Here is a 13,574-nt window from a genome sequence, read left to right as displayed (position 1 = left end):
TCCTTTATAAAATTTAAATAATTATTTTTGCAACTTCTTAAAATTAAAATTATTACTTTACATATTATGGTAAAAGATTTATTCGAAAGAATTCAAAACAATAAAGGTCCTTTAGGGAAATGGGCTTCACAAGCTGAAGGGTATTTTGTTTTTCCAAAATTAGAAGGTGAGTTGGGACCAAGAATGCAGTTTGGAGGTAAAAATATTTTGAATTGGAGTTTGAATGACTATTTAGGTCTAGCCAATCATCCTGAAGTTCGTCAGGCTGATACAGATGCCGCTGCACAGTATGGAGCCGCATATCCTATGGGAGCTAGAATGATGAGTGGTCACACTAAATATCATGAGCAATTAGAGAATGAGTTAGCCGCTTTTGTTATGAAAGAATCAGCTTACTTGTTGAATTTTGGATACCAAGGAATTATGTCCACTATTGATGCTTTAGTGACACGTAACGACATTATTGTATATGACGTAGACGCACATGCATGTATTATAGATGGAGTACGTTTGCACAGTGGGAAAAGATATACTTACAAGCACAATGATCTTGAAAGTATGGAGAAAAACCTGCAACGTGCAACTAAAATGGCTACTGAAACAGGTGGTGGGATTTTGTTTATTACCGAAGGTGTTTTTGGTATGCGTGGTCAACAAGGTAAATTGAAAGAAATTGTTGCTTTAAAAGAAAAGTACAATTTCCGTTTGCTAGTTGATGATGCACACGGTTTTGGAACCTTAGGTAAAACAGGAGCTGGAGCAGGTGAGGAGCAAGGTTGTCAAGATGGTATCGATGTTTACTTCTCGACATTTGCAAAATCGATGGCTAATATTGGTGCTTTTGTAGCCGCTGATAAAGATATTATTGATTATTTAAAATACAATTTACGTTCTCAAATGTTTGCCAAAGCATTGCCAATGATTCAAACTATTGGTTCTTTAAAAAGATTGGAATTGTTGCGTAACAACCCAGGATTGAAAGATAAACTTTGGGAAAATGTAAACGCATTACAAAACGGATTAAAAGAGAGAAACTTTAATATTGGTGATACTAATACGTGTGTTACTCCAGTTTATCTTGAAGGAAGTGTTCCAGAAGCTATGGTGATGGTAAATGATTTAAGAGAAAATTATGGTATCTTTTTAAGTATTGTAATCTATCCTGTAATTCCAAAAGGAATTATTTTATTGCGTATGATACCTACAACTTCACATACTATTGATGATGTTAATGAAACATTGACAGCATTTGAAGCTATACGTGAAAAACTAGAAAATGGTACTTATAAGGAGATTGCAAGTAGAACTACAGTTGATTTAGACGCTTAAGATCTTATTCTAAAATTATAAAAACCATCTGTTACTTTTAAACAGATGGTTTTTTTATGGGTTAATGTTTACAATTCAGCTCTAAAAGTACAACGCTTTTTATGTACTTGAGGGTCAAAATGTTTCCACAGATTTTGAATAGCAACATTATCTGCAAGTTCAGGAGTTCTAAAACAGTTTAAGATCCCTTTTTCTTTAAATGTTTCATAACATTCCTTGAATAGAATGGCGGTTACGGCTTTGTTTTGGTATTCGGGTAGTACACCTATTAGATAAAAAATCACATTTTTACTTTGTTTTCTAGCCTTGAGCATGTGTAAGAACCCAAACGGAAACAATTTTCCTTTGGATTTTTGTAAAGCTTCAGCAAAATCAGGCATTACAATACTAAAAGCGACAATGTTATGGTCTTTATCTTCAACAAACTTTATAAATTCAGGATTGATAAAGCTGATGTACTTTTTCTTAAAATACTCTTTTTGTGTATCAGAAATAGCTACAAAAGAGGATAAGGAAGCGTAGGATTTATTGAATAAATCAAACATTTTATCCACGTGCGGGATTACTTCTTTTGTGGTTTTAAAGTTCAGCGGACTCAATTGATATCTTTTTTTAACCAAATCATTTGCCTTTTCAAAAAACTCAAGTTTTACATTTTCAAAAGGGAATTTACTCTCTAAATATTCTTTCTCAACTTTAAATCCTAGTTCTCTAAAATGGTTTGCATAATAAGGATGGTTGTACCAAGTGATCATTGTGCTAATTTCATTAAAACCCTCAGTCATGACCCCAACTTTGTCAAGATTTGAAAATCCCATAGGTCCCTCTACATGATCTAGATTGTTTTTTTTGCCAAGTTCGTAAACCTTTTCTAATAGAGCTTTTGTCACTTCGATGTCATCAATTACATCAAACCAACCAAAACGTACTTTTAATTTCTGTTGGTTTTTTACCTCACTCCAATTAATTATTGCTGTAATTCGGCCAACGATTTCATTGTTTTTTTTGGCTACATAAAAATAGGCTTCTGCATTTTCAAAAGCTGGATTTTTTGTTTTATCAAATGTTTCGAGCTCATCCGCAATAAGCGGCGGAACCCAGTAGGGATTATTTTTGTAAAGGGAAAAAGGAAATTTAATGAACGCTGTTAATTCTTTTTTTGATACGGCTTCGTGTATTGTAATCATGTTGTGTTTTAGAATGTTTTTATTATCCTTTTTTAATTTTTTTAGCTACTTTTTTTGCTTTAGCTTCTTTTTTATTAGGTTCTACATCAATGCGAACTTCTTTATATTTGCCATCATATCGCCATGAAAAACCGATTCCACCAAATAAAGCGGATGGAGTCTCTTTTAAACTAGTGCCTATTGAAGCGTCTACTTGCATGTTTTTGTTGAGTAAATAAGCTGCTCCACCTCTCACAATGGCATCTGCATATAATTCACTTTTTATGCCTTGATTTTCTACAAAACCAGACCATTTATTATTAAAACCACGTGTTAAGGTAACGGCATAGCTATAATTAGGAAATTCAGTACCTATATAATCAGCAATGATGTTTGAAACTAAAACCCATCTTCCGTCACCCAGATTGTTTTGCGTAATCAACATTGCTTTTGGCGAGAATTGAGCAGGGTATCTACTTTCGGTTGGGTTTCTGTTTGAAAACGCATACGGATTATTCTCTGCCGAATAATTTACACCTACAAAACCTGAAACAGCTGGGATTAATTGACGCCAGTGAAACGCCTTGTTTGCTTTCCAGCTATATAGGTTTACTTTTTTCTTATAATTTTTATTAGGGTCGTAAATTAAATATTTTGCTCCTAATACAAGTTGTTTAAAATCAGCAATAGCGGTTTTGCTGAATAAAGAAGTATAGGTCTCATTTTGATATTGAATATCAGCTATCAACTCTAAACGTTCCAGAAACAAACCCCAGCGCAATGTGGCATCAAGACCAAAACCATTTGCTTCATACCCCAATAAATTGTGTTTTTGATTGATTCCGTAAACTCCTGTTTCAACCTGAATAACTGATTTACCCACGGCAAATGCAGACATGGTTTCTCCGGGTCTATTAGAGTTTATTTCATCGGTGTACTGTGCATATTGAATACTTGGAATTGCAAAAAGAGCCGCTACAAGGAATGATTTAAATTTTCGCATAATTGTTTTTTTTGTTTTTGGTGTAACATAGCTTTTCAAAAGTACTATAATTTATCATTTAATTAAGAATGATATCTTAATTTTGTCCCCAAATATAGTTCTGAATTTATTATTTTTGGAAAAAATTACCTTTATGCAAACAGCTTCTTTTAAAAGTGTTTTAAATACAATTTTATTTATCATTGCATTTTACTACATATTCAAATTTTTAGCAAAACTTTTTTTGCCATTAATTATAAAAAAGGTAGTAGAAAAAGCAGGTCAAAACATGCAACAACAGCAATATCAGCAAAAATCTTGGAACAATTCGCAGCAACAGCAGCAACAAGATGAAATAATTTATAGCACAGAAAACGTAAAAAAACCTCGCGAAACTAAAAAAGTAGGGGATTACGTGGACTATGAAGAAATAGATTAAATCGTTTTGCTTGAACCACATCAATACATTTATTAAATCCAATACATTATAAATTGAAAATAATTAATAAGTTTTACCCACACGCTCTTGCCATTTTTGGTTTTGTTCTTGTTTCCTTGATTTACTTTTATCCAGTTTTGCAAGGCAAACAAATTTTTCAATCGGATATTGTTCAATATACAGGTATGGCCAAGGAGCAAAACGATTTTAGAGCCACAAATGATGTAGAACCGTATTGGACTAATTCAGCCTTTGGCGGTATGCCTACGTATCAATTAGGAGCCAAGTATTCGCATGATTATATAGGTGTTCTTGATGATGCGTTGCGATTTTTACCACGTCCTGCGGACTATTTATTTCTTTACTTCTTAGGTTTTTATGCATTATTATTAGTGCTGAAAATAGATCCTCTAAAGGCCTTCTTCGGAGCCTTGGCTTTTGGATTTTCCACTTATTTGATTGTTATTTTGGGTGTAGGTCATAATGCAAAAGCACATGCAATTGGGTACATGCCACTTGTTGTGGCGGGATTTATTTTGGTTTTCCAAAAGAAATACGTGTTGGGTGGTTTGATTACACTTTTTGCGACAGCATTAGAGATCAATGCAAATCACTTTCAAATGACGTACTACCTCTTGATTTTCCTTTTAATACTTTCTGCGTATTTTATATATAAACACCTAAAAGATAAAGAATATAAGGCGTTACTATATTCTTTTGGAGCTCTGGCAGTTGCTGGTGTTTTTGCGCTTGGTGCCAATGCAACTAACTTGTTGGCTACTTCTGAGTATACTAATTTCAGTATTAGAGGGAAAAGTGAGCTTACCTTTAACCCTGATGGGACTAAAAACCAGACTACTTCATCTATGTCTAAAGATTATATTACCGAATATAGTTATGGTGTAATGGAAAGCTTTAACCTTATTGCTCCTCGTCTTTTTGGAGGTTCAAATAATGAAAAAGTAGGCAAGGATAGCCACATGTTTGAGTTCATGATAGGACAAGGGGTTCCAGAGGATCAAGCAACTGATTTTGTCTCAGGAATGCCTACTTATTGGGGAGATCAACCAATTGTGGCGGCACCAGCTTACATAGGAATTGTAGTTTTCTTTTTGGCAGTGATGGCTTTGTTTTTAGATCAAAGAAAAATTAAATACGTTTTTTTAGCAGGCGTATTTGTTTCCTTATTGCTTTCTTGGGGAAAAAATTTCCCTTTATTAACTGATTTTTTTATTGAGTACATACCGTTGTATGATAAGTTTAGAGCGGTTTCCTCTATTCAGGTAGTTTTAGAAATGTGCTTCCCAGTACTTGCAATAATGGGATTACAATCGTATTTCAAATCAGATAAAAAATTGCAATGGAAATCGTTGTATGAAACAACAATTCTTTCGCTAGGTATACTTCTTATTTTGTTTTTAAGTAAAAGCATGTTTAGTTTTTCAGGTGGAAGTGATTCGTATTTTCAAGAAAGCTACGGTCCTGATTTTGTAAACGCTTTGAAGGAAGATCGAATGAGTTTGTTTAGTGCAGATTTGCTTCGCTCTGCTTTCTTTATAATATTGGTAGCTGGAGTTTTGTGGCTGGCTTTAAAGGAGAGATTTGCTCAAAATACTGCTATCATAATTGTAGGTTTATTGATGGTTTCTGACTTGTTTTTTGTTGCTAAAAATTATGTTTCAGGGAAAGATTTTGTGAGCAAGTACCAAGTAGAAGCACCTTTCCAAGAATCTCCATCAGATGCGGAAATTTTAAAAGATACTTCAAATTATAGAGTATTTGAGGTAGGAGATATTATGGGTGCTAGAGCCTCTTATTTTCATAAATCTATTGGTGGTTACAGTGCTGTGAGACCAAGAAGGATACAGCAGTTACTGGATTACCAAATTGTAAAAAACAATATCGAAGTGCTGAACATGCTTAATGTGAAGTATTTGATACAGAAAGATAAGGAAGGGAAAGAATTTCCGGTTGCTAACCCTGATGCTAATGGAAATGCTTGGTTTATCAGTCAGGTCAAACAAGTAAATTCTCCCGATGCCGAAATGAAAGCTTTGGATAAATTAGATTCTAAAAATACGGTTGTCATTAATACAAAGGAGTTTCAAGTTAAAAATACGGCTTTCGCCAAAGATAGCGCGGCTACAATAGCTGTAGTTACGTATAAACCAAATTACATCAAGTATACTGCTACTAATAAAAATGAAGGCTTCGCTGTGTTCTCTGAGGCTTATTATGGCAATGGGTGGAATGCTTACATTGACGATAAAAAAGTAGATCATTTGAGAGTTGATTATCTTTTAAGAGGATTACCAGTACCAGCAGGAAAACATAAAATCGAATTTAAGTTTGAGCCTCAAGTAGTAAAAACGGGTAGTATGATTACGCTGATAAGTGCAGTTGGAATATTGTTACTACTGATTGGGGGAATTTATTACGAAAAAAAGAAGAACCCGAAGAACGTGATTAATTAATGTTGTTTTATATTTTCGGAGTAGTTGTCAGGAATATTTTAATTCAACAGGAATAAATTGAAAAATAATAAAATTTTAATAATTACCTATTATTGGCCACCAGCGGGAGGACCAGGAGTACAGCGTTGGCTTAAGTTCGTAAAGTATTTGCCAGATTTTGGCGTTCAGCCTATAGTTTATATTCCGGAGAATCCTACCTATCCTATTGTGGATCAAAATCTTGTAAGTGAGGTGTCAGATCAAGCAATTATTGTCAAGCATAGGATTTTTGAGCCTTATCAATTGGCCTCTTTTTTATCCAAGAATAAAACTCAAAAAATGAATTCGGGGATTATTCCCAATCAAAAAAAGCAATCTTTTCTTGATAAAACTTTTCTTTGGATTAGAGGCAATCTTTTTATTCCTGATGCCCGCGTTTTTTGGGTAAAACCATCAGTATCATTTTTAGAAAAATACATTTTAGAAAATGATATTGATACCATTATAACTTCGGGTCCGCCACACAGTTTGCATCTTATTGGATTAGAATTAAAACAAAAATTAAATCTAAAATGGTTTGCTGATTTTAGAGATCCTTGGACCACAATAGGGTATCATAAATCCTTACGTTTATCAAGTTTTGCCGCCAAGAAACATAAAGCTTTAGAGCATCAGGTTTTGAATACTGCTGATACGGTTATTGTAACGAGTAAAACTACTAAAACGGAATTTCAAGCGATTACAAATAAACCAATTTCGGTAATTACCAATGGTTATGATACAGAGCAAATTGAAAAACAAACTTTAGATGTCAAATTTAGCTTAGCACACATTGGTTCTTTTCTTTCTGAGAGAAATCCAAAGATGTTATGGGAAGTGCTGCTGGAACTGCTAGAGGAAATCCCTAGTTTTAAATTGAATTTAGAAATAAAACTAATAGGCGCGGTCAGTCAAGAAGTTTTAGAAACTATTTCTCAATTCGGGTTAAATGCATATTTGAATAATCTGGGTTATGTTTCACATGCAGAAGCTATTGCGCACCAAAGAAAGTCACAGGTTTTGTTGCTAATCGAAATCAACTCTGAAGATACTAAAAGCATTATCCCGGGAAAACTTTTTGAATACATGGTTTCTAATAGGCCTATTATAGCAATTGGGCCTCAAGATTCTGATTTTGCTGAAATTATTACCAATACCAACACAGGTGTATTTTTTGACTATTCTGAGAAAATGAAACTTAAAAGAGTAATTTTGGACTTTTATGATCAATTTTTAGAAGGAACGTTGCAATCCAATGGAGTTGGTTTACAAAACTATTCTAGAAAAAACCTCACGAAAGATTTGGTTCAATTGCTTAACAAAATATAATAAAGTAAAGCCTGTTTGTGTTTTACAATCATAAAATAATGGGAATAGTATTAAATCAATCATTAAAGAATACCATAATTACCTACGCCGGTTTTGGAATTGGAGCAGTGAATACACTTTATTTATATCCTATTTTTTTAGGTGCTACGTATTACGCTCTAGCTAATTATATTTTATCTGTTGCCAATGTGATTATGCCTTTGTTTGCAATAGGGATGCAAAATACATTAGTCAAGTTTTATTCTCAATACAAAACAGATGAGGAGAAAGCTCAGTTTTTATCCTTTACGGTTTTGTTTCCGCTATTATTATCGATTCCCTTAATCTTTATTGGGTTTTTATTTTTTGATGACATTTTGTTTTTTGTTTCTAAGAAAAATCCAATTGTAAAAGATTTTATTTGGTTGATACCCTTTATTGGGATGTCAATGGCTTATTTCGAAATATTTTATGCTTGGGCACGAGTGCATATGCACTCCGTTTTTGGTAATTTTATTAAAGAGGTTGGACTTAGATTGTTGTCATTACTAGCATTAGTAGGAGTCTATTATAAGTGGATTACCATTGTTGATTTTATATATATTACAGCTGGGATTTACTTTTTGGCACTTGTAGTCACTATGGCTTATGCTTTTTATATCAAGATGCCTAGTTTTCAAATCGCAGTACCTAAAAACGTTAAAGACATTTTAGAGTATACTTTTTATATCATTTTATCAGGTAGTGTTGCCAATTTACTTTTGGATGGAGATAAAATTATGCTTAACCAATACATGGTTATTGATAATATTGCGTATTACTCTATTGCAACCTTTATAGCGTTAGTGATATCCGTTCCTAGTCGAGCCATGCATCAAATTGTTTATCCGATTACTGCAAAATTAATGCACGATAACAAACTCACGGAGTTGAATGTATTGTATAAAAAAACATCTATAAATCTGCAAGTTGTTGGTGGTTTTGTAATGCTAGGTATTTTTGTTAATATTAATCAGTTGTATGAAATTGTTCCGAAGGAATATAGTGGTGGAATATTAGTGGTTTTTATGATTGGAATTTCTAAGTACTTTGATTTGATTCTGGGTAATAATAATGCGATCATTTTCAATACAAAATACTATCGTGCCGTTTTATTTTTAGGTGTATTTCTTGTAGTGGTAGCCATTGGTTTAAATGCTATTTTTATTCCACTTTACGGGATTATGGGTTCTGCATTTGCTACATTGGTTTCTATAACATTGTACAGTATCGCTAAATTGCTTTTTGTTGTCAAAAGATTGCACTTATATCCTTTTACAAAGCAAACTTTACATTCACTAGCAATTACATTTTTGTTGTTTCTTATATTTTATTTTTGGGATTTTCCTTTTAATCCTATTTTAAATATTTTACTGAAATCAATCTTGATTACAGTATTGTATGTTTATGTTAATTACAAATTTGTTGTATCAAATGAGATCAATGATGCTATAAATGTGGTTCTTAAAAAAATAAAGTTTTTGTAAAGAATTATCGCAACTGTAAACCCTAATTTTAAAGGTATATTAGTCTATTTCTTGTTATTAAATTCTCTTGGATTTCTAGTTTGAATTTTTTATTAAAAATAATTAAAATATCACTAAAAGTGGGTATTGTTGGTGTGTGATTAAGATGGTAATTTTGTGGTGCATTATAAAATAATATAAAGTACAAAAGGACTCATTTAAATGGTACATACAACGTCACAAGCAGAAAGCATAAATGCTAACTTGGTTAAATTTTCAACTCTTTTGAAAGGAAAAACTAAAGAAGGATTTGTAGTCGTGGAACGCAATGATAAACTTCCTTATGCGGTATTATTGAAAAAGAAAAAGAAAGTAAACCACATCTATAATTTTGCAATTTTTTGTGCAACTTTAGGGTTATGGTCTTTTGTATGGATTTACATTACGCAAGTTTCATCAAAAGCTAAAAAAATTCTAATAGCTATAGATGAGGATGGAAATCCATTTGAGGAAAAATGCTACATGGGATAATTTTTCTTATTTTTGAAATCAATATTCAAATATTTTAATAGACTCATTATGAAATGTAAATTACTTATCCTTGCAGCTGTGCTGTTTAACATTAGTATTGCTGTTGCACAATCTCCTGGAGAAATTGATAGTAAAGAACGTATCACTATCAGTGATGATGTAGATTCTCCAAAAAAGAACAACTTTAAAATCAGTTTAACCAGCTTAATTTTTGGAAACTATCAGTTGCAATACGAAAGAAGTCTTACTAAGCGCATTGGACTTGTTGTAGGGTATAGTTTTATTCCAAAAGGAGCTGTGCCATTTAGAACACAACTAAATGACTTAACAGCTGATAATGCAGATACACAAGGTATATTTGAAAATGCAGAATTGGGTTACAAAGCTTTTACTCCAGAGATTAGATTTTACTTGGGAAAAGGGTATGGAAAAGGATTTTATGTAGCTCCTTTTTATAGAAATGTACAGTATGATATTAACAATGTAAATTTTACTTTTAGCAGTGACGTTGCAGGTGTAACAGAGCAAAATCTAGCTATGGGTGGTAAGCTTTCGGCTAATTCTTTTGGGTTGCAATTAGGTGCTCAATTTAATTTAGGCAAACATATCATACTTGATTGGTGGATTGTAGGTCCTCATTATGGTACTTCAAAAGGTGATTTTGTGGGAATAACTGATAGAAACTTAACTACTTTTGAACAACAAGAGTTGAAAAAAGAACTGGATAATATTGAACTTCCATTATCGGATATAAAAACAGAGGTTAATGCTCGAGGTGCTAAGATTAATGTGAGTGGTCCTTGGGGTGGTGTAAGAAGCGGAATTAGCTTAGGATACCGATTCTAAATAACTTATTACAAATATTAAAAGCCGATATACTTGAAAAAGTATATCGGCTTTTTTATTATTTTAGAACTGCTTTTAAATAGGTTCCAGTAATAGATTCTTTATTTTTCACCACCTGCTCTGGAGTACCAACCGCTAATAATTTCCCTCCATTTTCTCCACCTTCAGGACCAAGATCAATTAACCAGTCGGCACATTTTATTAAGTCAAGATTGTGTTCAATTACTATTATAGAATGTCCTTTCTCAATTAAAGCATCAAAAGACGCCAATAATTTCTTGATGTCATGAAAATGAAGTCCTGTTGTAGGTTCATCAAAAACAAATAAAGCTTTGTCTTTTGTGGCTCCTTTTACTAAAAATGATGCCAGTTTTATACGTTGTGCTTCTCCGCCAGAAAGGGTTGAGGATGATTGTCCTAGTTGTGCATAACCCAAACCTACATCTTGCAGCGGTTGCAATTTTTGAGTTATTTTAGTTTGTTTTTGAGCTGTAAAAAAAGCAATTGCATCATCAATGGTCAAGGTTAGAATTTCATGAATGTTTTTCCCTTCAAAAGCTACCTCTAATACTTCTTTTTTAAATCGTTTTCCGTGGCAGGTTTCACATGGTAATTGCACATCAGCCATAAACACCATCTCTACGTTGATAGATCCCTCGCCTTTACAGGTTTCGCAGCGCCCACCATCAACATTAAATGAAAAATGTTTGGCTTGGTATCCTCTTACTTTTGAAAGTTTTTCTTTGGCATACAAATCCCTAATGTCATCATATGCTTTGATATACGTTACCGGATTTGAACGTGAACTTCTACCTATTGGGTTTTGATCTACATATTCGATATGTTTTATTTGCGAAAACGAACCTGATATTTCTGAGAATTGACCTGCTTTTTCACCAATATTTTCTAGCTTTTTTTGCATAGCTGGAAAAAGAATTTTCTTTACCAGTGTACTTTTTCCACTACCTGAAACACCTGTAATGACCGTTAAAACATCTAACGGAAATGTAACATCAATATTTTGTAAGTTGTTTTCGCGAGCTCCTTTAATTTCAATGAAGTTCTTAAACTGTCGGCGTTTTTTTGGTACCGAAATTTCTAAATCACCATTCAGATATTTTGCTGTAAGAGAAGTAGATTTTAATATTTCGTCAAATGTTCCTTGGGCCACTAAATTTCCACCAAGACTACCAGCTTCGGGGCCAATGTCAATGATCATATCTGCTGCTTTCATGATATCCTCGTCATGCTCTACAACAATTACAGTATTACCTAAATCTCTTAAAGACAGTAGTACTTTTATTAGTCTTTCAGTATCTTTAGGGTGTAACCCGATGCTTGGCTCATCCAAGATATACATAGATCCTACCAAGCTACTGCCAAGTGAAGTAGCTAAGTTAATACGTTGTGATTCACCACCAGACAATGTCGCTGAATTTCTATTGAGTGTTAAGTAATCAAGACCTACTTCAGTTAAAAAAGACAGTCTGTTGTTGATTTCAATTAGCAATCTATTGGCTATTTGTTTTTCATAAGAATTTAATTCTAAGTTTTTGAAAAAAGTATCCAAATGCTTGATAGGCAAATCAACCAAATCAGAAACTGTTTTTTGATTAATCTTAACATAAGAAGCTTCTACACGCAGCCTTTTTCCTTTACATGAGGTACACTTTGTCTTGCCTCGATAGCGAGAAAGCATTACTCTGTTTTGGATTTTATAGTTTTTTTCTTCAAGCTCTTTAAAAAAAACATTCAATCCCTGAAAATAGCTATTTCCTGTCCAAATAAGTTCTTTTTGAGTCTCAGTAAGTTGATAAAAAGGTTTGTGAATGGGAAAATCAAATTTATAAGCTTTGTTAACTAACTCGTCACGATACCAACTCATACTATCACCACGCCATGGAAAAATAGCATTTTCAAAAATAGATAAAGTAGTATTTGGAACAACTAGTTCAGCATCGATACCAATAATGTTTCCGTAGCCTTCGCACACTGGGCAGGCGCCATAAGGATTGTTAAAACTAAATAAATGAACATTTGGTTCTAAAAAAGTGATGCCATCCAGTTCAAAATTATTTGAAAAAGTATGTTTAATATGGGTGTTTAATTCTTGTAAGTAGCAAACGCCTTTCCCTTCAAAAAAAGCAGTTTGAACCGCATCTGCTAGGCGGTTGTAAAATTCTTCTTCAACTTCGGGATCTTGGTTAACCACAATACGGTCAACTATTAAATAAACTTCCTTTTCATTTATTTCATCTGGAATGGTATCCAGCCTAATCATTTCATTGTTTACAAGGATTCTAGCAAAACCTTGTTGCAAAAGAACATTGAGTTTGTCTTGTAGTTTGCGTCCGGGTTCTAAATGAATGGGAGCTAATAACAACCATTTGCTGTTTTGTTCTAGCTTTTTGACCGCATTTACAACATCAGTTACTGTATTTTTTTTGACTTCAACACCAGAAACTGGGGAATAAGTGCGTCCTATTCTTGCAAAAAGTAATTTTATATAATCATAAATTTCTGTAGAAGTACCCACAGTTGAACGTGCATTTGTAGTATTTACCTTTTGTTCAATGGCAATAGCTGGAGCAATACCTTTAATATATTCTACCTTTGGTTTATCGAGTCTGCCAAGAAATTGGCGGGCATAAGAGGATAAGCTTTCAACATACCTGCGCTGTCCCTCGGCGTACAAAGTATCAAATGCTAAGCTTGATTTTCCAGATCCTGAAAGACCTGTAATAACCACTAGTTTATTTCTAGGTATAGCAACATCCACGTTTTTTAAATTGTGTACTTGCGCTCCTTTTATAATGATATTTTTTTTTGGGTCTAATTTAGAAAGGTCAACTTGCATAAAAATGATAATTTTTACAAAAGTAATCAATTTTGAACAGAGATTTCAGGATGAACAACTCACAAATAATGATTAAAACTGAGGTTTAAAAGTCAATTTTGGCCTTGTATGGTATTTAT

Annotated in this window: 10 protein-coding genes; 7 read left to right on the top strand and 3 right to left on the bottom strand. The window is 33.2% G+C overall.

Annotated elements, in window-relative coordinates; all coding sequences use genetic code 11:
- The first annotated feature begins 66 nt into the window (after nucleotides 1–66).
- Nucleotides 67–1,329 carry an aminotransferase class I/II-fold pyridoxal phosphate-dependent enzyme gene (locus IQ05_RS09845; protein ID WP_144892541.1) on the top strand — a complete coding sequence of 421 codons (1,263 nt, stop codon included), beginning with the start codon at nucleotides 67–69 and terminating at the stop codon, nucleotides 1,327–1,329.
- A gap of 68 nt (nucleotides 1,330–1,397) precedes the next feature.
- Here the strand turns inward: IQ05_RS09845 and IQ05_RS09840 are convergent, their stop codons facing one another.
- Together IQ05_RS09840 and IQ05_RS09835 are read right to left on the bottom strand one after the other, a co-directional pair.
- A complete protein-coding gene (locus IQ05_RS09840; protein ID WP_144892483.1) occupies nucleotides 1,398–2,516 on the bottom strand; it encodes a GTP cyclohydrolase in 1,119 nt (372 codons plus the stop codon).
- A 22-nt stretch (nucleotides 2,517–2,538) separates the two neighbouring features.
- Nucleotides 2,539–3,498, bottom strand: coding sequence for a transporter (locus IQ05_RS09835; RefSeq protein ID WP_144892481.1), 960 nt, complete (start codon nucleotides 3,496–3,498; stop codon nucleotides 2,539–2,541).
- A gap of 133 nt (nucleotides 3,499–3,631) precedes the next feature.
- Between IQ05_RS09835 and IQ05_RS09830 the strand changes: the two genes are divergently transcribed.
- The 6 genes from IQ05_RS09830 (at nucleotide 3,632) to IQ05_RS09805 (ending at nucleotide 10,598) form a co-directional block, all read left to right on the top strand.
- Nucleotides 3,632–3,916 carry a DUF4834 family protein gene (locus tag IQ05_RS09830; protein ID WP_144892479.1) on the top strand — a complete coding sequence of 95 codons (285 nt, stop codon included), beginning with the start codon at nucleotides 3,632–3,634 and terminating at the stop codon, nucleotides 3,914–3,916.
- Nucleotides 3,917–3,969: 53 nt separating this feature from the next.
- The gene (locus IQ05_RS09825; protein ID WP_144892477.1) at nucleotides 3,970–6,390 is read left to right on the top strand and encodes a YfhO family protein; all 2,421 of its coding nucleotides are present in this window, start codon (nucleotides 3,970–3,972) and stop codon (nucleotides 6,388–6,390) included.
- A 57-nt stretch (nucleotides 6,391–6,447) separates the two neighbouring features.
- Nucleotides 6,448–7,737, top strand: coding sequence for a glycosyltransferase family 4 protein (locus tag IQ05_RS09820; RefSeq protein ID WP_144892475.1), 1,290 nt, complete (start codon nucleotides 6,448–6,450; stop codon nucleotides 7,735–7,737).
- A gap of 38 nt (nucleotides 7,738–7,775) precedes the next feature.
- Nucleotides 7,776–9,242, top strand: a complete 1,467-nt coding sequence (locus IQ05_RS09815) for a lipopolysaccharide biosynthesis protein (protein ID WP_144892473.1) — start codon at nucleotides 7,776–7,778, stop codon at nucleotides 9,240–9,242.
- A gap of 201 nt (nucleotides 9,243–9,443) precedes the next feature.
- Nucleotides 9,444–9,752: a hypothetical protein gene (locus IQ05_RS09810; RefSeq protein ID WP_167496939.1), complete on the top strand. Its 309-nt coding sequence runs from the start codon at nucleotides 9,444–9,446 to the stop codon at nucleotides 9,750–9,752.
- Between the two features lie 48 nt (nucleotides 9,753–9,800).
- On the top strand, nucleotides 9,801–10,598 hold the full coding sequence (locus IQ05_RS09805; protein WP_144892471.1) for a DUF3575 domain-containing protein: 798 nt from the start codon (nucleotides 9,801–9,803) through the stop codon (nucleotides 10,596–10,598).
- 58 nt (nucleotides 10,599–10,656) lie between these two features.
- Here the strand turns inward: IQ05_RS09805 and uvrA are convergent, their stop codons facing one another.
- A complete protein-coding gene (gene uvrA, locus IQ05_RS09800; protein WP_144892469.1) occupies nucleotides 10,657–13,455 on the bottom strand; it encodes an excinuclease ABC subunit UvrA in 2,799 nt (932 codons plus the stop codon).
- Nucleotides 13,456–13,574 lie beyond the last annotated feature (119 nt).

Source organism: Flavobacterium tiangeerense (assembly GCF_007830355.1).
Taxonomy (GTDB): domain Bacteria; phylum Bacteroidota; class Bacteroidia; order Flavobacteriales; family Flavobacteriaceae; genus Flavobacterium; species Flavobacterium tiangeerense.
The sequence above is the reverse complement of the archived record's forward strand: the minus strand, read 5'-3'. Positions and strand labels throughout refer to the sequence as shown.

What these genes read in the sequence shown, in the direction of transcription:
- IQ05_RS09810 (WP_167496939.1), top strand. Translation starts at nt 9,444, where the DNA reads ATGGTACATACAACGTCACAAGCAGAAAGCATAAATGCTAACTTGGTT.
- IQ05_RS09815 (WP_144892473.1), top strand. Translation starts at nt 7,776, where the DNA reads ATGGGAATAGTATTAAATCAATCATTAAAGAATACCATAATTACCTAC.
- uvrA (WP_144892469.1), bottom strand. Translation starts at nt 13,455, where the DNA reads ATGCAAGTTGACCTTTCTAAATTAGACCCAAAAAAAAATATCATTATA.
- IQ05_RS09805 (WP_144892471.1), top strand. Translation starts at nt 9,801, where the DNA reads ATGAAATGTAAATTACTTATCCTTGCAGCTGTGCTGTTTAACATTAGT.
- IQ05_RS09840 (WP_144892483.1), bottom strand. Translation starts at nt 2,516, where the DNA reads ATGATTACAATACACGAAGCCGTATCAAAAAAAGAATTAACAGCGTTC.
- IQ05_RS09830 (WP_144892479.1), top strand. Translation starts at nt 3,632, where the DNA reads ATGCAAACAGCTTCTTTTAAAAGTGTTTTAAATACAATTTTATTTATC.
- IQ05_RS09845 (WP_144892541.1), top strand. Translation starts at nt 67, where the DNA reads ATGGTAAAAGATTTATTCGAAAGAATTCAAAACAATAAAGGTCCTTTA.
- IQ05_RS09835 (WP_144892481.1), bottom strand. Translation starts at nt 3,498, where the DNA reads ATGCGAAAATTTAAATCATTCCTTGTAGCGGCTCTTTTTGCAATTCCA.